The organism is Mesorhizobium sp. WSM2561 (assembly GCF_000513915.1).
Taxonomy (GTDB): Bacteria; Pseudomonadota; Alphaproteobacteria; order Rhizobiales; family Rhizobiaceae; genus Mesorhizobium; species Mesorhizobium muleiense.
The window spans coordinates 75,236-95,717 of record NZ_AZUX01000026.1; the positions used below are offsets into that span (position 1 = coordinate 75,236).

A 20,482-nucleotide genomic window follows, 5' to 3' on the forward strand; every position below is an offset into this window, starting at 1 on the left:
CGGCAAGTCCTCGCGGCGGCTGCGGTGGCGCCTGTTTCCTGCTTATGGCGTCAGGCCATCGCCAAGGCAAGGGTTTTGCCGCACGAGCCACGCAAATGGCCGTCGGAAAACCGACGCACCGTGGCAAGCCTTTCGCGTCCTTTCGAGGCATGCCTTGCCAAGGCTGCCTGGTCTTTCTAAAGCTCAGCGCGCCGCATGCAGGTACCCAGCCTGATTGACGGTTGAGGGAGGGAAAGATGGCCCCAGACGCATCCGGCGCGGATCCGCGGATCAGTGCCAGCTCCATTCGCCTGGGCAAGGGCGGCGAGCCGATCGTCTGCCTCACCGCCTATACCTACCCCATCGCTCGCCTGCTCGACGATCATGTCGACCTGCTTCTGGTCGGCGACAGCGTGGCCATGGTTCTCCATGGCCACAAGACCACGCTGGGCGCCTCGCTGGAGATGATGATCGCCCACGGACAAGCGGTGATGCGAGGGTCAGCCAAGGCCTGCGTGGTGGTCGACATGCCGGCCGGAAGCTATGAGGCGACGGCGCGCCAAGCCGTCGCCTCGGCGCGGCGGATTGTCGGCGAAACCGGTTGCCAGGCCGTCAAGCTGGAGGGTGGCGTGACAGTTGCCCTACAGATTGCGGCGATTGTCGCTGCCGGCATTCCGGTCATGGGACATATCGGCTTGCAGCCGCAATCGGTGGAAAGCGACGGCGGCTACAGGATCAAGGGCCGGACCGACGAGAATGTGGCTGCGCTTTATCGCGACGCCGAAGCGGTCGAAAAGGCCGGCGCGTTCTCGGTGGTCATCGAAGGCACCGTCGAGACCGTCGCCGCCGACCTCACCCGGCATATTTCCATTCCAACCATCGGCATCGGCGCCAGCGGCGACTGCGACGGCCAGATCCTGGTCATCGACGACATGGTCGGCCTGACCGTCGACCGGGTGCCGAAATTCGTCAAGCAATATGCCGACCTGCGCAGCGTCATATCGCAGGCGGCAGCCGGCTATGCAGCCGAGGTGCGCAGCCGGACATTCCCCGGCCCGAGCCACGTTTTTTCGGCCGCAGCCGACAAGGGCGAAGCATGAGCGGGGGCGAAGCATGAGCCGGGGCGAAGCATGAGCCGGCCTCTCGTCGTCGACAGCGTCGCCGCCCTTCGCGCGCAAATCCGCGACTGGCGTCGCGACGGCCTTAGCCTTGCCATGGTGCCGACCATGGGTGCGCTGCATGACGGCCATATCTCGCTGATCAGGATCGCGCTGGAAAAGGCCGATCGCTGCATTGTCTCGATCTTCGTCAACCCAACCCAGTTCGCGCCGAGCGAAGACCTCGACAAATATCCGCGCCAGCTCGGCCGCGACCTCGATCGGCTGGCCGAGGCCGGCGCACAACTTGCGTTCACCCCTGGTGTGGCGCAGATGTACCCGGCCGGCTTCGCCACCAGGATCTCGGTCGGCGGGCCAGCCGCCGGGCTGGAATCGGATTTCCGGCCGAGCTTCTTCGACGGCGTCGCAACCGTCGTGGCAAAGCTCTTCCTGCAGGCGTCGCCCGACTGCGCGGTTTTTGGCGAAAAGGACTACCAGCAACTTTGCGTCGTCAGGCAGCTCTGCAGCGATCTTGATCTGCCGGTGGACATCATCGGCGCGCCAACAATACGCGACGCGCATGGGCTCGCCATGTCGTCACGCAACGCCTATCTCGGCGAAACCGAGCTCGCGGTGGCGCGCCAGCTCAACGCCATCTTGCGCCGAACGGCGGCGGCACTCGCGGCAGGCGCGGATGAAGGCAGCGCAACCGCCGGGGCCAGCCGCGCGCTGGTCGAGGCCGGCTTCGACAAAGTCGATTATGTCGCGGCGCGCGAGAGCCTGACGCTCGCCCCGTGGCGGCCAGACCGCGACGGGCGACTGCTCGCAGCTGCCTGGCTGGGCAAGACCCGGCTGATCGACAATGTGGAAGTTCCCTCCGCCTGAAGCGCGTGCCGTTTGGATGGATTCATGCGACGCGCTTCAAGTTGTTGCTTTGATGCATATCGTTATTGCAAAACCCTTCGCACCCTCGGTTCAAGCCCGAGGGCGTGCTTTTGCGCGCCATGCCTTAGGGCCAATCAGGCATCAGGGCCAATCAGGCGACCTTGAGATCCTTCATCGCCTTCTCGTAGACATCCTTGATCGGCTTGGATACGTCCTCAGCGGCTTTCGTCGCCGCCGCCTGAAGCTCCTTGCTCTGCTCGACCGTCTTTTCCACCTGCTTGCGCAAGAAGTCTGTCTGCAGTTCGACGAACTCAGAGGGCGATTTCACGGTAACCAGGGCTTCGAGGTGAGAAAAGCTGGCCTCAACATTTGCGCGCAAAGCGGCGATCGTCTTCAGCGACAGCTCATTGCTAGCGGTCTTGGCTGTTTCGAAGGATGACTCAAGAGCCTTCTGGGTCGCCTCGGCGCCGGTCGCCAATTTCGATAAGGCTTCTTTCGATTGCTCGACGCCCTTTTCGGCGACAGCGCGGAACTGATCGGTTACCTCGGTCTGGACTTCTGCATTCTCAACGTTTTCAGCAGTTTTATCAGCGGTCTTGGTCATAGTTTCCATCCTTTGCGGTGGGCGGCCTTTGTAGAAAGGTCGTCTCGTTCATCTAGAACCTGACGTTACGGCATCTGCAGTGCATTGCAATATTTTTGTGCGTCGCACCATGCTTTTTTGCCTCGGCGCTAGCCACTCGTGAATTTCCTACCTGCGGGCTTGTTTTTTGCGGACCGCGATTCCGCAATTCAGCCCGCAACCGACCGGCGCAGCCCCGTAAAAACGCAACTGACTGCGACCTGTCAGGCCAGGCAAATCTATTCGATCGCCTTTTCCAAAATCAGCGCCGGCAGCCCTGAGCCACCGCCACAGTCAGCAGTGTTCCCGGCCGGCAAAAACCCTTTCGAGCGATAGAAGGCGACGGCGGGAGCATTTGCCTCTTCCACTTCGACACGCAGCGTCCGCGCCTCGGGAAAGCTGACCTCGACCTCTTCCAGCAGCGCCTGGCCGATCCCTTGCCTCTGGCAGGCCGGATGCACGTAGAGCTGGTTCAGCATGACGATCCTCGCATCCGTGGTGGCTGCGGCGAACGCCATGCCGCCAATGCGGTTGCCATCGTCTGCGACCAGGAATTCGGAGTTCGGCCGTGTCAGCCGCGCCTTGAGCGAGGCGATCGAATGCCATTCATCTGTTATCTCAGCGACTTTGGCAGCACCATAGATGGCGTCGTAGGTGGCGTGCCACGTTTCGACCAGCAACGCCCGGACCGCGGCAAGATCGCGCTCGCCAGCGGTGCGAACAAACATCATCCTATTCGATCCCGAGTTTGGCCTTGACGAGGTCGTTGACGGCCTGCGGGTTGGCCTTGCCGCCAGTCGCCTTCATCACCTGGCCGACGAACCAGCCGGCCATGCTCGGCTTGGCGCGCGCCTGCTCGACCTTGTCGGGATTGGCTGATATCACCTCGTCGACCGCCTTTTCGATGGCGCCGGTGTCGGTGACCTGTTTCATGCCGCGACTTTCGACCAGCTGGCGCGGATCGCCGCCTTCGTTCCAGACGTTCTCGAACAGATCCTTGGCGATCTTGCCGGAGATGGTGCCCTCTTTTATCAGATCAATGACCGCGCCGAGCTGATCGGGCGAAACCGGAGCATTTTCAATACCCTTGCCGGCTCTGTTCAAAGCACCGAGCAGATCGTTGATGACCCAGTTGGCGGCAAGCTTGCCGTCGCGACCAGCGGCCACCTTCTCGAAATAGTCGGCGACCGCCTTTTCCGACACCAGGATCGAGGCGTCGTAGGTCGACAGGCCGAGCGAGGAGATCAGCCGCGCCTTCTTGGCGTCGGGCAGTTCAGGCAGATCCTTTGCCAGCGCATCGACATAGGCCTGGTCGAATTCCAGCGGCAACAGGTCGGGATCCGGGAAATAGCGGTAGTCGTGCGCTTCTTCCTTGGAACGCATCGAGCGCGTCTCGCCCTTGTTGGGATCGAACAGCCGCGTTTCCTGGTCGATCTTGCCACCGTCCTCGAGGATGGCGATCTGGCGGCGCGCCTCGTAGTCGATGGCCTGGCCGATGAAGCGGATCGAGTTGACGTTCTTGATCTCGCAGCGCGTGCCGAATTCGCCGCCGGGCCGGCGCACCGAGACGTTGACATCGGCGCGCAGCGAGCCTTCGTCCATATTGCCGTCGCAAGTGCCGAGGTATCGCACGATGGTGCGCAGCTTGGTGACATAGGCCCTGGCCTCGTCGGCGGATCGCATGTCAGGCTTGGAGACGATCTCCATCAGCGCCACGCCGGAGCGGTTGAGGTCGACATAGGACATCGTCGCATGCTGGTCGTGCATCGACTTGCCGGCATCCTGCTCCAGATGCAGGCGCTCGATGCCGACCTCGATGTCCTCGAACTCGCCCTGCCGGTCGGGACCGACGGAGACGATCACCTTGCCCTCGCCGACGATCGGCTGCTTGAACTGTGAAATCTGATAGCCCTGCGGCAGATCGGGATAAAAATAGTTTTTCCGGTCGAAGACCGATTTGTGGTTGATCTCGGCCTTCAGCCCGAGGCCGGTGCGGATCGCCTGCTTGACGCATTCCTCGTTGATGACCGGCAGCATGCCCGGCATCGCCGCATCGACGAGGCTGACATTGGCGTTTGGCGGCGCACCGAACGCCGTCGAGGCGCCGGAGAACAGTTTTGCTTGCGAGGTCACCTGCGCATGGACCTCGAGGCCGATGATGATCTCCCAGTCGCCGGTGGCGCCTGATATCAGGCGCTTGGCGTCGGGTGTGCGGGTATCGATGAGGGTCATGGCGATCCAGATAATTGTTGTTCAAATTGTCTGGCGTTGTCGGCCGACAAAATCAACCGTTCGCTAGATCAATCGGCCGGAACTGGCAAGGGAGTCCCCCTGTTGACAGAGACTCCCCTTGTTGATCGAGAACCTCTGTTGACCGAGATCAATGTCGTCGGTTGCCACTATGGCATGATCGCCAAGAGGCAGGAGTGACCGACATGAGTTTTTTCGACTATTTGATTTCAGTCGACGTCCGGACCGAATTGACGGGCCGCATGATGCAAAAGCTGGGCGTCGACCGGCAATTGAAAACCGTACCCGACCAAGCAGCCGTCACAAGTCGCGCCGTCGACCGCTGCCGTTCGTGCGGCCGTCAGGACGAATGCGCGGTTTGGCTCGACGAAAACGAGCAACCGGACGATCCGCCGGATTATTACCGCAACAGTGACCTGATCGCACGGCTGCAACGTGCGGGCGGCTTACGCTGGAGGGCGGGCTGAAGAGAAAAGCCGTCACGCCGTCGCGATATAGGCCCTGATCTCCGCGGCCTCGCGCTCGACATCCTCGATGCGCCGCTTGACCACGTCGCCGATCGACACGATGCCGTCGAGCAGGCCGTCCTTTTCCACCGGCAGATGGCGGAAACGGCCACTGGTCATGATCTCCATGACCTCGTTGACGGTGTGGTTCTCATTGCAGATCTTCACCTTGGGGGTCATTGCCGAACGCACCGCGATATCCAATGCGGCGGCGCCTTCCCTGGCGAGGACCCGCACGACGTCGCGCTCGGAAAGAATGCCGACGATCTTGTGATCGCCATTGGTGATGACCAGCGCACCGATCCTGTGTTCGGCCAGGATGCGAATGGCCTCGCTCAGTTTTTCGTTCGGCCCAAGCGTCAACACGTCGTGGCCGTTCTGCTCGAGAATTGCCTTAACAGTCATGGCGTCCTCCTCAGTTTACCTTGCCGGTTCCTGCCCTGACCGGCTTTCCCTAGTGCCAGACATCGTGCGCCGCGATCGATTGGTTTTCAAGTGCGGCGAGGCTCAGGCCCTGAACTCGTCCGCCTGCTGCCGCCGATCGAAAGCCCGCAGGCCGAAGAAGCCGGCGACAAAACCGCCAATATGAGCCTCCCAGGCGATCTGGCTGTCGATGCCGGGCGCGAAGGCAACGAGGCCGGTGGCGAGATTGATCACCATCCAGATGGCAAGAAAAGTCACAACGCCGCGCGAGCGGAACACCGCCGCCATCGGCAGCGGCGCGCCGGCGAAGGCGGCTTTGCCGGACGAGCGGTCGGTGCGGAAGCCGAAGCGCGCGGCGGCCCCCATCATGCCGGAAATCGCCCCCGATGCGCCGACCAGCGGCGCCTCGCCGAGCGGATGCACGGCCCAGAACAGCACCACCGCCGCCAGCCCGGTCGCGGCGAAGAACAGGCTGAAACGAAGCGCGCCGAAGCGGTTCGCCAGTGGTGAGCCGAAAGCCGCCAGCCACACCATGTTGACGGCCAGATGAGCAAAACCGCCATGCAGGAAGGCATAGGTGAAGGGCCGGGAAAACAGGAACCAGTCGAAGCCATATTGGCCAGTATAAAGAACTGGAATGAAGGCCGCATCGTACAACAATGTCAGCAACTGGCTTTGGCTAAGCACGTACTCCTGGATGAGATAGAGGACGACGCAGATGCCGATCACCGCCAGCACAACGGGCGGCATGTTGAACACCGGCTCGCGGCGCGGCTCCGGCTCACGGCCGACAGGTCCGCCCTCGCCCTGTTCGATTTCCGAGGGGCTTGCTGGTTCGCTCATATGGCTCGCACTCAGTCGCTGGTTTCGACTTCGCGAGCATGTAGATCACGGTCACCCGATTCACAAAGGGCGAATCGCCCCACGCAAATCAAAACGGCGCGAATCAAAATTGGCGCGAATCAAAAAGAAGCCGTCCAAGGTTGCCCTTGAACGGCTGGTCGAGCCCCCATGCTCCCCCAAACTCTTGACTGAAATGCTGCCGATCGCTGCGAAACGACCGCTTCTGGAGTGGTTTTAACGTGCCACGGGCCTGGGCGGAGCGCAACGTAAACCACTTGTTAACCTTAACGGCCCCGACCCGTGAACAAGTGTTAACGATGCTGGCACGCATCCTGCTCCGCAACGCATGTAGGTCCTCGGAGGGCGCCCTTCTGTTCACCGATGGGACATCAGACGACAGATTGCGCGGAGCAGCATAACATGAACCAGAACGGATCGATCACGCTGTTCCATTATTGGAACCGGCTGCGTGACGGGCGCCCTGCCCCGAAGCGTTCGGAAGTCGAGCCGGCCGATATCAAGTCGCTGCTGGCCGACACATTCATCCTGGAAAAGGATACGCGCGGCGAAGCGGTATTCCGGCTCGCCGGCACCAGGCTTTGCGCGGTCTATGGCCGTGAACTCAAGGGGTTTTCCTTTCCCTCGCTGTGGCGCGAGAAGGACCAGCGGCTTATCTCGAAGCTTATCCAGGGCGTCTTCGATCAGAAATCCGTCGTGCTCATCACCTATGAAGGTTTCAGCCGCACCGACCGTTCCAGCAAGTTCGAGCTGCTCGCCCTGCCGCTCGACGGCGGCGTCGACAATCCGCGCTGCCTCGGCGTGATAAGCGCCGCTGAAAAACCCTTCTGGCTGGGCGCGGATCCGATCGCCGACGCCCTGGTCGATTCGATCCGTCTCGTCGATCCGGAGAAGGAACCGAAATTCCTCAAGAACCGGCCGGCCATCGACGTTCCCTCGCTTGTCCCGTCGGAACTCGATCCGTCCCAGACGATTTCGGCGCTCGGCCAGGCACGCCGCATCCGTCATCTGGTCGTATTCGACGGCGGGCGCGGGGAATAATCCAAAATCCTAAAGTAGCGGCGTCAGGCTTTCCCCTTTGTTAACCCGCTTCGCTGTAGCTTTCCGGCGAAGTTCCTCGCATCAACGCGCGGAATGCCAAACGGGGTGTAGGCAGTCATGAGGTCAGCGGCGGTCGACACCGCGCCGTCCCAAGCTGAAAGGCGCAACTTTCAGCGCGTCCGCGTGAAGATCTATGGGCGCTTCATGCTGGAGGATCGCACCGAACATCCGTGCCAGGTGGTCGACATGTCGCCGGGCAATGTAGCGCTTCGCACCGAGCGCATCGGCATGCCGGGCGAGAAAGTCATCGCCTATATCGATCACATCGGCCGCATCGAAGGCGTCGTCACCCGCATCTTGCAGGACGGCTTCGCGATGACGGTCATCGCGTCGGAACGCAAGAAGGACAAGCTTGCAGCGCAATTGACCTGGCTTGCCAACAAGCACGAGCTCGATCTGCCGGAAGACCGCCGCCACGAACGCGTGGCGCCGCGCAATCCGACCAGCGTGCTTCAGCTCGGCGACGGGCGCCAGTACCAGTGCCGCATCATCGACCTGTCGCTTTCGGGCGCCGCGGTCGAGATAGACGTCAAGCCGGCAATCGGCATCCAGGTCATGCTGGGCACCATGCGCGGCCAGGTGGTGCGCCATTTCGAGGACGGCATCGCCATCGAGTTCGCGGTGATCCAGCGGCCGGAAACGCTCGATTCCGAATTCAACGCATCCGGCACCTGACAAACAGCGCACACTCCCGCAATCGACCGGCCCATTTCGGCCGGTTTTTTGTTGACTCCCGCCGGCCAACGCAGCCTGCCACCGATGCCGCGCCAAGGCGCCGCGCCGATGTGATCCCCGCGAAAAACGCCTCAACAACTTTATGCTGAAATGTTTCAAATTTTATGTTTATTCTATGGGCGTTTTACTTAATGTCTACTTCGAGCCTTTGCGTCGAATAAATCCAATCGTGTCATTGTCTCCTCAAACGGGGAGACTGGACGATGAAGAAGACGAGGGGCAAGCTGTTGCTCTTGGCAATGGCGACGCAGCTTACCGCCTGGGGGACAGCGTATGCAGCGGGACCTGCCTTCATGCACACCGGCAGCCGCACCACACAGCCGGTCGGCCATTACGAGTTCTGCCAGAAGATCCCGCAGGAATGCAGTCAGCGGACGCCGAAGCAGGCGCCGATCGAACTGACCCGCAAGCTGTGGGCGAAGATCGTGAGCATCAACAATTCGGTCAACGGCAGGATCGCGCCACGCACCGATATGGAACTGTGGGGCAGGGAAGAGGTCTGGTCCTATTCCAACAGCGAATTCGGCGACTGCGAGGACTATGCGCTGGAAAAGCGCCGCGCGTTGATGAACATCGGCGTTCCGGCCGGCGACCTGCTGATGACGGTTGCGCGCCAGCCGAATGGAGACGGCCACGCAGTGCTGACCGTGCGCACCAGCCTCGGAGAGTTCATCCTCGACAATCTCGAAACCAGGGTGCTGTCCTGGACCAGTACCGACTACACCTACCTGAAGCGCCAATCGAGCCAGAATTCGGGCGCTTGGGTAACGATCAACGACGGCCGCTCCGGCGCGGTTGCCAGCGTCCGCTAAGGACGCGACGCAAAAGCCCGGTCGAGCCCCACCTCCCCGTCCCCAACGACCGGGTTTAGGAGCCGGCCCAGTCCCCGGGCCGGCTCCACTTTTTCAAGCGGTACTAGGATCCTGGTGAGTGACAAATCCTACTTGCGCGTCGGGAATGGCGGGAGACGACCGGTGCGGACTCCGATTGCGACAAATTCAGCGGCGCAATAAGCTTCGGCCGTGAGCTACCAGGCGATGAAAAATCGAGTGATCTGTGATCAGAGGACTGTTCGGGAATGTTTCCTAGACGCTTGGTTTCATTGAGAGGTTTCCGGGCACCGTCAGGACACAGAAGGAATCTGAATACACTGAGCGCAAACCGAACCTCAATTGAGACACAACTGAAACACATCGACGCGCCGGACGACATGTATGCGAAACGTTTTGGGCGGATGGTCGAGCCGCAGGCAGGCCAGGAGCGCAGGAGCGTCGCCAATGACACCCGACCAGATTCGACTTGTTCAGGATAGTTTCCACGAGGTCCTCCCGATACGCGTGGCAGCCGCGGCTCTGTTCTATGAACGCCTGTTCGCGATCGACTCGGATCTTCGCGCACTGTTTCTGGCGAGCGACATGCCCAAGCAAGGCGCAGAGCTGATGGCGAGCCTGGGCTCCGTCGTGCGCGGACTGGATCGTGCCAACACCGTCCTTCCGACCGTACGCGAGCTCGCCAAGCGTCATGGGGCTTGCGGTTTCAAGGAGCATCATTATCCGATCGTCGGGCAAGCGCTCATCGACACGATGGCGGCCGGCCTCGGCACGGCCTTCACGCCGGCGGTCGGCGAGGCTTGGGAGGCAGCCTATGCGTTGCTCGCAAGTGTGATGATCGCGGCTGCTCGCGAGGATCAGCTCGCAGCGTGAGGCATCCGATGCCGGAACGATCGGCACTTAAGTTAGCGATGTTCGCGCTTTGAAACCAAACGCGCCCGTGGCCCAGCCCGGCGGCCGCGATTGACAGTGGCTGTCGATTCCCGTGGTTGCATACGCAGTTTAACGGATCCATTCCGTCGAATTCGACCATAATTCGACGGAGGCTCAAACGCTCACTCCCCTGGTCTTATCGCAACCTCCTCTAATTGACGGCGCGAATGGTCGCGTCGCGAGGATGGAGAAAAAACGACCACTATCGATCACGCAAACTATTCCGCCTCGAGCGACAGGCTCGACGCTATCGGCTTCGCCAAATCCGCGATCCGCCTGGCCTTCCGTGCATTGAAGATGCGCAGCGAGCGAGTCGCGCTACAGTCAACGCCCGACTTATCTGCTCAACGACATGTGCATCGGCCGCTCGGAGATCGATCACGTCACGTCCATGCGGTTTACAATTGCCAACAGCGCTCAACGCGGTCGCTTGAACGCGAATGATGCTGATCCACATTGACTCGGCCTGCTGAACAGGCTCGGCTCGACGGGCGTGAGAGTTGCCCCGAAGTCGGGCAAGGCCTTCAACACAAGAATTACTCAAACCGCGCAATCCGGGGCGATCACCTCGCCGGGGTTTTGGCGCTTTGAACAAGGCCCACGTCTCGCAGATCGTTTCGTAGCGTGGAAGCATGTGGATCAGCAATTCCATGGCAAATTCCACGAACGCAACCACCCTCGTTCAAACGCAGCGCCGTCACAAGGAAGCGGTCCGGCAAATTCGCCGCACTATTCACTTGGAGAAGACGATGCAACACACCACCAAGTCCTCAAGGCCACCGTTGAACGGCGTCGACACGCCGAACCTTCTGGCAACGATCAACTTTGTCGCCGGCCAGCCTGAATTGGCCAAGTTCCAGTTCCGCGTCCACAACGAGTGGGTCGAAGGCACCCACAGCAAGAGCGTCATGCTCGGCTTCCACGGCGCCGGCCAGGAACAGAAGCATGCCAAAGCCTATTACGCCGACAGTGACCACCCGGCCGTGCTGTGCGGCGCCGATCACGGCCCCACCCCGGTCGAATGGCTGCTGCATGCGCTCGCCAGCTGCCTGATGGCGGGCGTCGCCAACATCGCCGCGGCGCGCGGCATCAAGCTGACCAAGGTGCAGTGCTCGGTCGATGGCGACATCGATCTGCGCGGCATCCTCGGGATTTCCGACGAGGTCCGAAACGGCTTTCACAACATCACGGTGGCGTTCGAAATCGAGGGCGATGCGCCGTCCGAGAAGCTCCAGCAATTGGTCGAGCAGACACGGGCACGGTCCGCGGTCTTCGACATGCTGACGAACGGTGTTTCCGTTTCGGTCGGTGTCAAAACCATTCAGTGATCCACTCGGCAAGGCGGTTCGGACGGGTGTCTGAACCGTCGCCCTCCAAAATTGATGGAAACAATATGGAACAGGCTGACGTTGTCATCGTCGGCGCTGGCCAGGCGGGCATCGCCTTGAGCCATTGCCTTCGAAAACGTGGGATCTCGCATGTCATTCTGGAACGCGGGCGCATTGGCGAACGGTGGCGGTCCTCGACATGGCGTTCGCTCCGCCTTTTGACGCCCAATTGGCTGAACGCGCTGCCAGGCTCCCCATATTGTGGCTCCGAACCCGACGGCTACATGAGCCGCGACGCGTTTGTGGAAACCCTGGTTGGCTATGCCCATCGTTCGCAAGCGCCGGTGCGCTCGTACGTCGATGTCTTGTCGTGCGAACAGGATGGGCAGGGCTTCAGGCTGCGGACGACCGCCGGCGACTGGTCGGCGAAAGTCGTCGTTGTGGCCACTGGTCATTGCGACGTGCCGAGCATGCCCTTCCCCCTGCATACCAGCGCGGACCAACCGGTCAGCATCCACGCTTCGCAGTACCGAAGTCCCGACCAGCTTGCGTCAGGCGGCGTGCTGGTTGTCGGCGCATCGTCGTCGGGCGTCCAGATTGCCGACGAGCTGCGACGCAGTGGCAGACGCGTAATCCTGTCCGTCGGCAAGCACACGCGTTTGCCGCGCATCTGGCGAGACAAGGATATCTTCTGGTGGCTCTACCATATGGGATTCATGTCCCAGCGGCTGGACGATTTGACAGATCCCGACAGCGCCAGACGACAGCCTTCACTTCAACTTGCCGGTCGGGCGGATCGCTCCAATGTCGATCTGGCGACCCTTCAGGGCATCGGAGTCGAACTCACCGGGCGGTTGAAAGGCATCTCGAACGGGACAATTGGCTTTGCCGATGATCTCAAAGATAGCATCACGGCGGCGGACGCCAAGCAGGACCGGCTCCTTCGCCAGGTCGACCAGTTCGCGGGTCACAAATCCATGGCCGGCGCCCCCGCCCCGATCGAGCTGCCGACGAATTGCCTCAAGCGCCTGTCGTTCGCGAACGACGACATCGGCACCATCATATCGGCGACCGGCTACAGCCGCTCGTTTTCATGGCTGAAACTGCCCGTCATCACCGCCGATGGCGAACTGGCCCACAAGGGCGGGATAACGACCGTCGCCGGCCTCTATGCGCTTGGCTTTCGCTTTCTGCGCAAGCGCGATTCCAATTTCATTGGAGGCGTTGGGCCGGACGCGCAAGCGATCGCCGACCATGTCTCACACTACCTCGGTCAGAGCGGCCTCAAGGCAGCATAAGGACATTCCGATGCTTTCCAATGTCGTCCCCGCACATTCTCACTACGACGCCATCATCGTCGGCGCGCGCTGCGCCGGAGCCTCGACGGCAATGCTGCTCTCCCTGGCAGGATTGCGGGTGCTGGCAGTCGACCGCCAGTCCTATGGATCTGACACGCTGTCTACACACGCGCTGATGCGACCAGCCGTCATGCAGCTTTCGCGTTGGGGCCTGCTCCAACCGTTGATCCAAAGCGGTGCGCCGGTGATCAGGTCTACCACTTTTCACTATGGCGAGCAGGAGGTCACGGTGCCCATTCGGCCCGAGCCAGATATTCCGGGCCTGATCGCTCCACGCCGCACGGTGCTTGATCGCATGTTGGTCGATGCAGCACGAGCCGCTGGAGCCACGATTATGCACGACACTCCGGTCCATGATCTCATGTTCGACGCACATCGCCGTGTTCGCGGCGTCACATTGAGAGATGCCGGCGGCCAAACTCGCGAGATAAGCGCCGATATCGTGGTTGGAGCAGACGGGCTCGGCTCGTTTATCGCTCGCAAGGTCGAGGCACGGATGCTGGTGCAGGGGCGGTGCTCGGTGGCACATGTCTTCGGCTACGCCCCCGCGCCGGCGTTCTCGGGATACCACTGGTATTTCGGCCGGAACTTATCCGGCGGCGTGATACCGACGAATGACGGGCTTGCCTGTATCGTCGCATCCGTTGCGACCGAGCGGTTTGACGCGGAGTTCCGCTTCGATCTTTCCGCCGCACAGCTTGCCCTGGCAGCGCTGGCACCCGGATTGGGATCGCGGGTCTTCGGCAATGGTGGCGAACGTCTGAAGGCCTTCCGCGGCACGCCTGGCCGATTGCGGCAGGCATACGGCCCTGGCTGGATGCTGGTCGGCGATGCCGGCTTCTTCCGCGATCCGCTGACCTCGCATGGTATTTCCGACGCCCTGCGTGATGCCGAAGGGGCCGCGACGGCAATACTTTCCTGTCGCGAGTCCGCATTGCGGGAGTTCCAGGAAGTACGCGACAGCCTCGCGCTGCCCATCCTTGAGACCACGGACGCCATCAGTGCCTTCGACTGGTCCCTCGAAGAGCTACCTGAACGCCACAAGCGCTTCAGCGAGGCGATGAAATCCGAAGTCGCTGTGCTCTTGGCCCGGGCGGCGCGCGATCGCGAGGTTCCGCCTCTCCCGCAAGGGCTAGTGACGTCGCAGCTAGAGGCAATCTGAAACACAAAACAAGGAGCAAGGCTATGCAAACGACCATACGATCCGGATGGTCCGGGGTCCGGTTCGGACAACCGGAAGTCGGGGCCAGTGCAGAGCGAAGGCGCATCACTCGTGCTAGCGACATCATTGCGTTCAGCGACATGACCGGCGACAGAAACCCACTCCACTACGATGATGCCCTATCCGCCCGCACCGTATTCGGCCGTCTCATAGTTCAGGGCGGTGTCACTTCCGGCCTTCTCAATGCGCTGGTGGCCGAGGACTTACCGGGACCCGGCAGCGTTTTTCTTGGCGTCGAGTGGAAGTTCCTCAAGGCTGTCGGTATCGGCGAGGAGATCGTCGCACGCGCGGAGGTGCTTAGCGTGCGGGAAGACAAGCCGATCTGCACGCTGTCAACCACCGTCGCAAACTCGGCAGGCGAGATTTGCCTGTCCGGCACGGCAACAACCTACACTGTGCCGCTCGATTAGCCGCCATAGGCTGCCGGGCGGCTCCGCATTTCCATGCTCTCCCACACGCTGTCTCCAACGGGCAGAACGCATGTTCGAGGAACTTAGCGGAATGGTCCGCTGCAAACCAAGGAGCCAACTTTATGAACATCTCATTCGGTATCTATGCAGCCCCGACATCCACTCTGTGGAAAGACATCCGCAAAGGTCCGCCGCTCGAGGCAGTCCGGGAGCATCTCGACCGGGTGATTAACTTCAGACGCCTTTGCGAGATCGCTCGCAGGGCTGAGGTCCGGTGACGGAGTACGGGTCAAATGCGATGGCGGGCGTGAAGACACGTCCGCCATCGGTTTGGGTGTTGCGAACCCAAATGCTTCGTCGCTAATGTAAGGCCGACCATACGGTTAGGACAACCGGATTGAGCTCGGCCTTCGAAGTAAGGGTCTTTGGCGACCTCACGGTTCGCCGTGACGGGGAGCCTGTGGCCCTAACGCAATCGCGCAAGACGCGGGCGTTACTCGCCTATCTGGCCGTGCAGCAAAAGCAGCAGCGCCGCGAGTGGCTTTGTGAGATGTTTTGGGACGTCCCTGATGATCCTCGGGGCGCGCTGCGTTGGAGCCTTTCGAAGCTGCGCCGGATCTTAAATGCCGACGGCGAGACCCGGCTTGCGGCCGATCGCAACGTGGTCCAACTGAAGCCGGGATCGATCTGGCTCGACTACGATCTGATCAGGGGCCTGTCGGCCGATGCGGTTGGTTCGCTGCCTACAGAGGGTCTGGAATCGATCGCTGCGGCTTTCGCCGGCCCGTTCTTGTCGGACCTCTATCTGCCGCGCTGCCAGGCGTTCGAGGCTTGGCGCGTCTATTGTTCGAACGAGACCGAGATTCTGCACCTGAAGGCGCTACGCGCCCTGATCGATCGCCTGGGCGACGAGCCTGAGCGGGCGCTTCCCCACGTGCACACGCTGCAGTCACTTCTTCCGGACAATGATCTAGCAGACGAGATCGCCCGCATTAACGATCAGGCTCGACTGACCGTCGCCGCTGCCCCGATCCGAAGTGGCACGACGGCTGGACCTGTTAGCCGGCCGGCCCCCGAACCTCCGCTGACGGGGCCCGTGCCCGAACCCGTCCCGTCGCCTTTGACGAAGGTTTCGTCAGGTAAGCAGCAGATACGCTACGTCAATGCCCGCGATGGCACCCGGATCGCCTATGTCATCAGCGGATCCGGGCCAGCGATCGTGCGTGCCTCGCACTGGATGTCCCATCTCGACTTCGATTGGGAAAGCCCAGTTTGGGGACATTGGATCGACGGGCTGTCCAGCGGCTTCACGCTTGTACGCTACGACGGGCGCCTGAACGGCCTTTCCGACACAGTCTGTGAGGATGTGTCTTTCGATGCATTCGTCGACGATCTCGAATGCGTCGTAGAGGCCGTGGGCCTCGACCGTTTCGTCCTCCTTGGAATATCGCAAGGCTGTGCTCTCTCTGTCGACTACGCCATTCGCCATCCCGAGAGGGTCGCGGGTCTCTTGATTTGGGGAGGATATGTTCGTGGATGGCGAGCGCGCGGAAATGCGGCGGAGATCGTCAGACGCGAAGCAATCTCGGCGTTGATGCGTCAGGGCTGGGGTCGGGACGACCCATTGTTCCGCCAAATGTTCACCAACCTGTTTATACCGGGCGCCAATCGCGTGCAGATGGATTGGTTCAATGAGCTGCAGCGCCGGACACTCACGCCGGAAAACGCGATGCGGTTGAGCTATGTCTTTGCCGACATTGACATATCGCGATCGCTTGAACGGCTGCATGTGCCAGCGCTCGTGCTGCATGCCAACGGCGACCGGGTCGCGCCTTTCTCGGAAGGTTTGGAGCTCGCCAGATCGATAACTGGTGCCCGCTTCGTCGAACTGGAAAGCGCCAATCACATCCTTCTTGCCGAGGAACCCGCGTTCCGCAACTTCATTCTCGAGGCGTCGACATTTGCCAACGAGGCGCTTCAGGCGCAAACGGTCGTTGCCGTCGACCCGAGGACCCGGCGACAGGCAACGATCCTGTGCGCCGATTTCCAATACGCCGAACCGGTGATGGAGAACCTGCCTCCCGATGTCGCGCTGGAGCGGGTCGACCCCTTCCTCATGCAGGCCACCGCACTCGTGCGCGACAACGGAGGAACGGTTCTGACGATTTCCGAGAACGAGCTCGTCGCGTCGTTTGGCGCGCCTGAGCCGCTCGAAGGACATGCTGCACTTGCCTGCCGGACCGCACTCGCGCTGCGCGAGCTCGCGCTGCGCCATGGCGATTGGATGACCGGCGTTCGTGCTGCCCTGGACACAGGCATCGTGATCGTCAGCCCGGCACGTGACCGGGCTTTGGAGGTGCGCGGCGGGCCGGTGTCCGTGGCCCATACGCTGAGCCAGGCGTTGGGGCGCGATCTCGTGGTGGCAACCGCCAGGACCCGGACATCGGCTGGCGGCTTCGTCAGTATGGAAGCGCTGGCAGCGCCACTTCTGTCGGAATACCCGAAGAACCAGCGGCTCTTTGAAGTGATCGAGATCAGGCGGGGCCGCTCGCGCTGGCAGTTGCGCGCCGAAACGCAGCTGTCGCCGTTCGTCGGCCGCGAGATGCAACTGCAGATTCTGAACAAGGCCTGGCATGACGTATTCGACGGCGAAGGTCAGACGGTTTTCGTGGTCGGCGATCCCGGTCACGGCAAGTCGCGTGTCACGCATGAATTCGTTGGGGCCATCCCTCACGATGATGCCGAGAATCTGGAGGTCGGCGCGCTCGAAACGGACCTGCGCAGCGGCTTCGTCGTAATTCGGAAACTGCTGCAAACCCTGTTCGGCGTGGGCGACACCGAAGCGCCGCCAATCGCAATCGAAAAGGTACTGGCCGCGCAAAGCGCGCAAGGCTTCGATGAGCGGCTCCTCGATCCGATCATGGCAGTCATGGAACTGCCCGTTCAGGATCCGAACTGGGCTATCATTTCTGGCCAGGAGCGATCCCGGCGCATGCAGGAAGCAGCGGTTGGGCTTCTGCTCTTCCTTGGCCGCGAGAAGCCCGTCGTTCTCCTGGTCGAGGACCTTCATTGGATAGACGCCGAGAGTGAGGGGGTCCTGGTGCGGCTGGCGCAGGCACTGCCCACTGTCCGCTGTCTGCTTATCCTGACCTGTCGACCCGAATACGATCGCGGTGCCTTCGCCGCTGCAGGACCTTCCGAAATCCGCCTGCCGGCGTTCAATACGGCCGAAGCAGCAGCATTTCTTGACTACCTGGTTGGCAGGGACCCTGAGCTGGCGCAGCTCCGCGGTGCAGTCGGGGATGCGTGCAAAGGCAATGCATTGTTCCTGGAAGAGACCGTCCGCGCTCTCGCCGAGACCGGCAAGCTGGAAGGGCAGCCGGGCCGCTACCGGCCTTCTGGCGAGGTCGACGAGATCGTCGTTTCGGCGAGTATCCAGACGATCGTCGACGCTCGCTTCGAACGTCTCGACAAGGATTCGAAGCGGGTAGCCGAGGTCGCCTCGATCTTCGGCGGAGAGATTCCGGTGCCCTTGCTACGAAGGATGGCGACGCTGTCGAGCCTGCGCTTCGATGCCGCCCTCCAGAATTTGAAGAAGGCCGATCTCCTAGTGGAGCTTCAGGTTTTTCCCGAGGCTTTCGTCCGCTTCAAGCACGTCCTCATCCGAACTGCTGTGTCCGGACGTATCGTATCGTCGGCGCTCATTGAGCTCCACAGGACTGCGCTTGCCGAATTGAAGGCCCATTACGCGGACCGGCTTGATGAGCACAGCGAACGCCTGGCCAGACACGCGCAACAGGCTCACCTCTGGGTCGAAGCCGTCGGCTATCTTCTGATCTCGGCTCGCAAGGCGATCAGGCGGTCGGCGCACGTCAGTGCACTTGAGCAACTGGACCTTGGGGTCAGGCTGCTGAGGAGCAACGATGTCGCCGACGCCGATGAGCAAGAGATCGAGTTCCAGCTCGCGAGGGGCGTGGCCCTCATGGCGGCCCGTGGCTGGGGTGCGACCGAAGTGCTCGCCGCGTTCGAGCGCGCCGAGGAACTTTGCAGTAAGATCGGCGACCAGGCGCGTCTGTTCACGGCGCTGCGCGGGAGAGCCCAATACTACATGCTTAGCGGTAAGCCGGCAGCGGCGCAGGAACTGGCCTGCCGATGGGCTGGCATGGCTAAGGACGACAGCGATCCCGGTCTCGCGATCGAGACCGAGCACATGTTCTGGACAAACAATTTCTTCCTTGGGGAGACCGCGGCGGCCCAGAACCATGCGGAACGCGCCATCGGCCTCTACGACCCCGACCGCGATCATTATCTGACGTACAAGTACTCCGGTCATGACCCGGGCGTCTGCTGCCGCTGCTTCTCGGGATTGTCAGCCTGGCTGGCCGGCGAGCCGGATAAGGCAAGGCTACGGTGCGAAGACGCAACCGGGCTCGCCGGACGTTTCGAGCATCCGCTGAGCATGGCGCTTGCGTATTGGGGGACCAGCTACCTCCATATGTTCGCGGGGGAGCCTGAGGCCGCGCTTCGGGCGGCGGAAAGCGAGTTGCAGATAGCAGAGAAGTTCCAGTTGCCGCTCCTTGTCGGCCAAGCCGCGTTCCAGGTTGGATGGGGGCAATTCCGGCTTGGGGAACGGGGGGCCGGCCTGCGCGGCATGGAGGAAGCTATATCTGCCATTCGCCGGACCGGCGCTGAAATGGGGCTGCCCTATCTGATAGGCCTTTACGCCGAAGCGCTGGGCGACAGCGGCAGGCTGGACAGCGCTCGCAAGTCGGTTGAAGCTGCCCTCGAGCTCGGCCGCTACAACGGAACCTATTTCCAGCTCGCCGAAGTACTTAGGATCGAAGCCTGTATCCGCGAAAAGAGCGGTGGCGGACCTGACGAGATCGAGAAGATGCTCCACAAGGCTGCGAACGTCGCCACCTTGCAGCGTTCCGCGATTGGCCAACTGCGTATCGCTGTGGAACTCGCTCGCTGTCTTCGAAGCCTTGGAGATGTCGAGAAAGCGCGTGAATTTATCGCGCCTCACGGCGAGCTTGTCGGTAAGCTCGACGACAGCCAGGATGCGCGGGCGGCGCGTGAGTTCTTCTAGCCAACGTGGCTACGTGACGCGTGCCCAGCAACCGCGCCGCCGCCACTGCGGCTGAATAAGCATCCGGCTACGCTAGGTTTTCGAAATCCAGTATGCGTCGGTGAAGCCGACATATACCTCACCTCACGCTGAAACCGCGTTAGCCCGACAGGCTCGCCTTGCGAAGGCCTTCGATATATCTGCTGCGATCAGTCCGGTCGATAAAACGGCAACAGCACCTCGGCGAGATTCGAAAGCCGCAGCAATGGATCGAACGCGCAGACCCGAGCCATCATTTGCTGCGCTTCCGATAGGCGCCCCGCAAGGGCATGACCCGCCGCCACTACACGCATCGCGCTCACGTAGTTCGGCTGGTGCCGCAGCGACTTTCCCGCCCAAGCGACAGCGTCATCGTAGTGGCCGGCACAAAAATGAGCGAGCCCGGTGTTGAACTGCCAAGCGAACAGGCGTGGACCAATGGGCTTAAGACGCATGGCAAGCGCGGCGTGCTCGACGGCCTTGCCTGGCTCGCCCAAGCAAGCCNGCACCCAGCTGCTGACGCCNAAAGCNGCGGCCAAGTTCGGGTTGAGAGCGAGCGCGCGATCGATGCAAGCNGCACTGTCATCAAGNTCGCCGCCTACGTAGCCGAGGACGTATCCACCGTAGGAAAGCGCAATCGCATCGTCCCTTCCGAGTTCGACCGCTCTCCTGGCCAGTCGAGTAGCCTCGGCAATCTCTTCCGCGCGGTCGACCATCCAGCCGTTGCTTTTTCGGGTAGCGTAGCACCGCGCCGCCCGCGCATGGGCTATCGCGAACTCCGGATCACGGTCGATCGCCTTCATGAAGAGGCGCAAGGCTTCGTCAATGGCCGATC

17 protein-coding genes are annotated in these 20,482 nt (G+C 61.7%); 12 read left to right on the plus strand and 5 right to left on the minus strand.

The window, feature by feature from the left end; genetic code table 11:
* Positions 1-236 precede the first annotated feature (236 nt).
* Together panB and panC are read left to right on the plus strand one after the other, a co-directional pair.
* Complete coding sequence (panB, locus tag M727_RS0121965; RefSeq protein WP_027154461.1) at positions 237-1,079, plus strand: 3-methyl-2-oxobutanoate hydroxymethyltransferase; 843 nt, start codon at positions 237-239, stop codon at positions 1,077-1,079.
* A gap of 30 nt (positions 1,080-1,109) precedes the next feature.
* Positions 1,110-1,961, plus strand: a complete 852-nt coding sequence (gene panC, locus M727_RS0121970; protein WP_027154462.1) for a pantoate--beta-alanine ligase — start codon at positions 1,110-1,112, stop codon at positions 1,959-1,961.
* A gap of 151 nt (positions 1,962-2,112) precedes the next feature.
* Here panC and M727_RS0121975 read toward each other — a convergent pair whose 3' ends face one another.
* The 3 genes from M727_RS0121975 to gatB all read right to left on the minus strand — a co-directional run bounded on the left by M727_RS0121975 (position 2,113) and on the right by gatB (position 4,815).
* Positions 2,113-2,565 carry a phasin gene (locus M727_RS0121975; RefSeq protein WP_027154463.1) on the minus strand — a complete coding sequence of 151 codons (453 nt, stop codon included), beginning with the start codon at positions 2,563-2,565 and terminating at the stop codon, positions 2,113-2,115.
* A 257-nt stretch (positions 2,566-2,822) separates the two neighbouring features.
* Positions 2,823-3,311, minus strand: a complete 489-nt coding sequence (locus tag M727_RS0121980; protein WP_027154464.1) for a GNAT family N-acetyltransferase — start codon at positions 3,309-3,311, stop codon at positions 2,823-2,825.
* A gap of 4 nt (positions 3,312-3,315) precedes the next feature.
* On the minus strand, positions 3,316-4,815 hold the full coding sequence (gene gatB / locus M727_RS0121985; protein ID WP_027154465.1) for an Asp-tRNA(Asn)/Glu-tRNA(Gln) amidotransferase subunit GatB: 1,500 nt from the start codon (positions 4,813-4,815) through the stop codon (positions 3,316-3,318).
* A 203-nt stretch (positions 4,816-5,018) separates the two neighbouring features.
* Here gatB and M727_RS0121990 point away from each other — a divergent pair, with 203 nt between their 5' ends.
* Positions 5,019-5,300: a DUF6455 family protein gene (locus tag M727_RS0121990; protein ID WP_027154466.1), complete on the plus strand. Its 282-nt coding sequence runs from the start codon at positions 5,019-5,021 to the stop codon at positions 5,298-5,300.
* Positions 5,301-5,312: 12 nt separating this feature from the next.
* Here the strand turns inward: M727_RS0121990 and M727_RS0121995 are convergent, their stop codons facing one another.
* Both M727_RS0121995 and M727_RS0122000 read right to left on the minus strand, forming a co-directional pair.
* Positions 5,313-5,744, minus strand: coding sequence for a CBS domain-containing protein (locus tag M727_RS0121995; RefSeq protein ID WP_027154467.1), 432 nt, complete (start codon positions 5,742-5,744; stop codon positions 5,313-5,315).
* A gap of 102 nt (positions 5,745-5,846) precedes the next feature.
* Positions 5,847-6,605: a rhomboid family intramembrane serine protease gene (locus tag M727_RS0122000; RefSeq protein ID WP_027154468.1), complete on the minus strand. Its 759-nt coding sequence runs from the start codon at positions 6,603-6,605 to the stop codon at positions 5,847-5,849.
* Positions 6,606-7,025: 420 nt separating this feature from the next.
* On the opposite strand from M727_RS0122000, the gene M727_RS0122005 reads away from it, so the two are divergent.
* From M727_RS0122005 to M727_RS0122045, 9 genes are all read left to right on the plus strand, one after another.
* Positions 7,026-7,664 (plus strand): PAS domain-containing protein, encoded by a 639-nt coding sequence (locus M727_RS0122005; RefSeq protein ID WP_027154469.1) that lies wholly within the window; start codon positions 7,026-7,028, stop codon positions 7,662-7,664.
* 117 nt (positions 7,665-7,781) lie between these two features.
* Complete coding sequence (locus M727_RS0122010) at positions 7,782-8,399, plus strand: PilZ domain-containing protein (protein WP_027154470.1); 618 nt, start codon at positions 7,782-7,784, stop codon at positions 8,397-8,399.
* Positions 8,400-8,662: 263 nt separating this feature from the next.
* Positions 8,663-9,271: a transglutaminase-like cysteine peptidase gene (locus tag M727_RS0122015; protein ID WP_027154471.1), complete on the plus strand. Its 609-nt coding sequence runs from the start codon at positions 8,663-8,665 to the stop codon at positions 9,269-9,271.
* A gap of 465 nt (positions 9,272-9,736) precedes the next feature.
* Positions 9,737-10,162: a globin family protein gene (locus M727_RS0122020; RefSeq protein ID WP_027154472.1), complete on the plus strand. Its 426-nt coding sequence runs from the start codon at positions 9,737-9,739 to the stop codon at positions 10,160-10,162.
* 809 nt (positions 10,163-10,971) lie between these two features.
* Positions 10,972-11,550, plus strand: coding sequence for an OsmC family protein (locus M727_RS0122025; protein WP_027154473.1), 579 nt, complete (start codon positions 10,972-10,974; stop codon positions 11,548-11,550).
* Positions 11,551-11,615: 65 nt separating this feature from the next.
* Positions 11,616-12,848, plus strand: coding sequence for an NAD(P)/FAD-dependent oxidoreductase (locus M727_RS0122030; protein ID WP_027154474.1), 1,233 nt, complete (start codon positions 11,616-11,618; stop codon positions 12,846-12,848).
* A 10-nt stretch (positions 12,849-12,858) separates the two neighbouring features.
* On the plus strand, positions 12,859-14,070 hold the full coding sequence (locus M727_RS37045) for an NAD(P)/FAD-dependent oxidoreductase (protein ID WP_051505681.1): 1,212 nt from the start codon (positions 12,859-12,861) through the stop codon (positions 14,068-14,070).
* 23 nt (positions 14,071-14,093) lie between these two features.
* The gene (locus tag M727_RS0122040; protein ID WP_027154475.1) at positions 14,094-14,540 is read left to right on the plus strand and encodes a MaoC family dehydratase; all 447 of its coding nucleotides are present in this window, start codon (positions 14,094-14,096) and stop codon (positions 14,538-14,540) included.
* A 397-nt stretch (positions 14,541-14,937) separates the two neighbouring features.
* Complete coding sequence (locus M727_RS0122045; RefSeq protein WP_156941588.1) at positions 14,938-19,629, plus strand: alpha/beta fold hydrolase; 4,692 nt, start codon at positions 14,938-14,940, stop codon at positions 19,627-19,629.
* The last annotated feature ends 853 nt before the right edge of the window (positions 19,630-20,482 follow it).

Excerpts from the sequence above, each read along its gene's own strand:
- panB (WP_027154461.1), top strand. The coding sequence starts at position 237 with ATGGCCCCAGACGCATCCGGCGCGGATCCGCGGATCAGTGCCAGCTCC.
- panC (WP_027154462.1), top strand. The coding sequence starts at position 1,110 with ATGAGCCGGCCTCTCGTCGTCGACAGCGTCGCCGCCCTTCGCGCGCAA.
- M727_RS0121975 (WP_027154463.1), bottom strand. The coding sequence starts at position 2,565 with ATGACCAAGACCGCTGATAAAACTGCTGAAAACGTTGAGAATGCAGAA.
- M727_RS0121980 (WP_027154464.1), bottom strand. The coding sequence starts at position 3,311 with ATGTTTGTTCGCACCGCTGGCGAGCGCGATCTTGCCGCGGTCCGGGCG.
- gatB (WP_027154465.1), bottom strand. The coding sequence starts at position 4,815 with ATGACCCTCATCGATACCCGCACACCCGACGCCAAGCGCCTGATATCA.
- M727_RS0121990 (WP_027154466.1), top strand. The coding sequence starts at position 5,019 with ATGAGTTTTTTCGACTATTTGATTTCAGTCGACGTCCGGACCGAATTG.
- M727_RS0121995 (WP_027154467.1), bottom strand. The coding sequence starts at position 5,744 with ATGACTGTTAAGGCAATTCTCGAGCAGAACGGCCACGACGTGTTGACG.
- M727_RS0122000 (WP_027154468.1), bottom strand. The coding sequence starts at position 6,605 with ATGAGCGAACCAGCAAGCCCCTCGGAAATCGAACAGGGCGAGGGCGGA.
- M727_RS0122005 (WP_027154469.1), top strand. The coding sequence starts at position 7,026 with ATGAACCAGAACGGATCGATCACGCTGTTCCATTATTGGAACCGGCTG.
- M727_RS0122010 (WP_027154470.1), top strand. The coding sequence starts at position 7,782 with ATGAGGTCAGCGGCGGTCGACACCGCGCCGTCCCAAGCTGAAAGGCGC.
- M727_RS0122015 (WP_027154471.1), top strand. The coding sequence starts at position 8,663 with ATGAAGAAGACGAGGGGCAAGCTGTTGCTCTTGGCAATGGCGACGCAG.
- M727_RS0122020 (WP_027154472.1), top strand. The coding sequence starts at position 9,737 with ATGACACCCGACCAGATTCGACTTGTTCAGGATAGTTTCCACGAGGTC.
- M727_RS0122025 (WP_027154473.1), top strand. The coding sequence starts at position 10,972 with ATGCAACACACCACCAAGTCCTCAAGGCCACCGTTGAACGGCGTCGAC.
- M727_RS0122030 (WP_027154474.1), top strand. The coding sequence starts at position 11,616 with ATGGAACAGGCTGACGTTGTCATCGTCGGCGCTGGCCAGGCGGGCATC.
- M727_RS37045 (WP_051505681.1), top strand. The coding sequence starts at position 12,859 with ATGCTTTCCAATGTCGTCCCCGCACATTCTCACTACGACGCCATCATC.
- M727_RS0122040 (WP_027154475.1), top strand. The coding sequence starts at position 14,094 with ATGCAAACGACCATACGATCCGGATGGTCCGGGGTCCGGTTCGGACAA.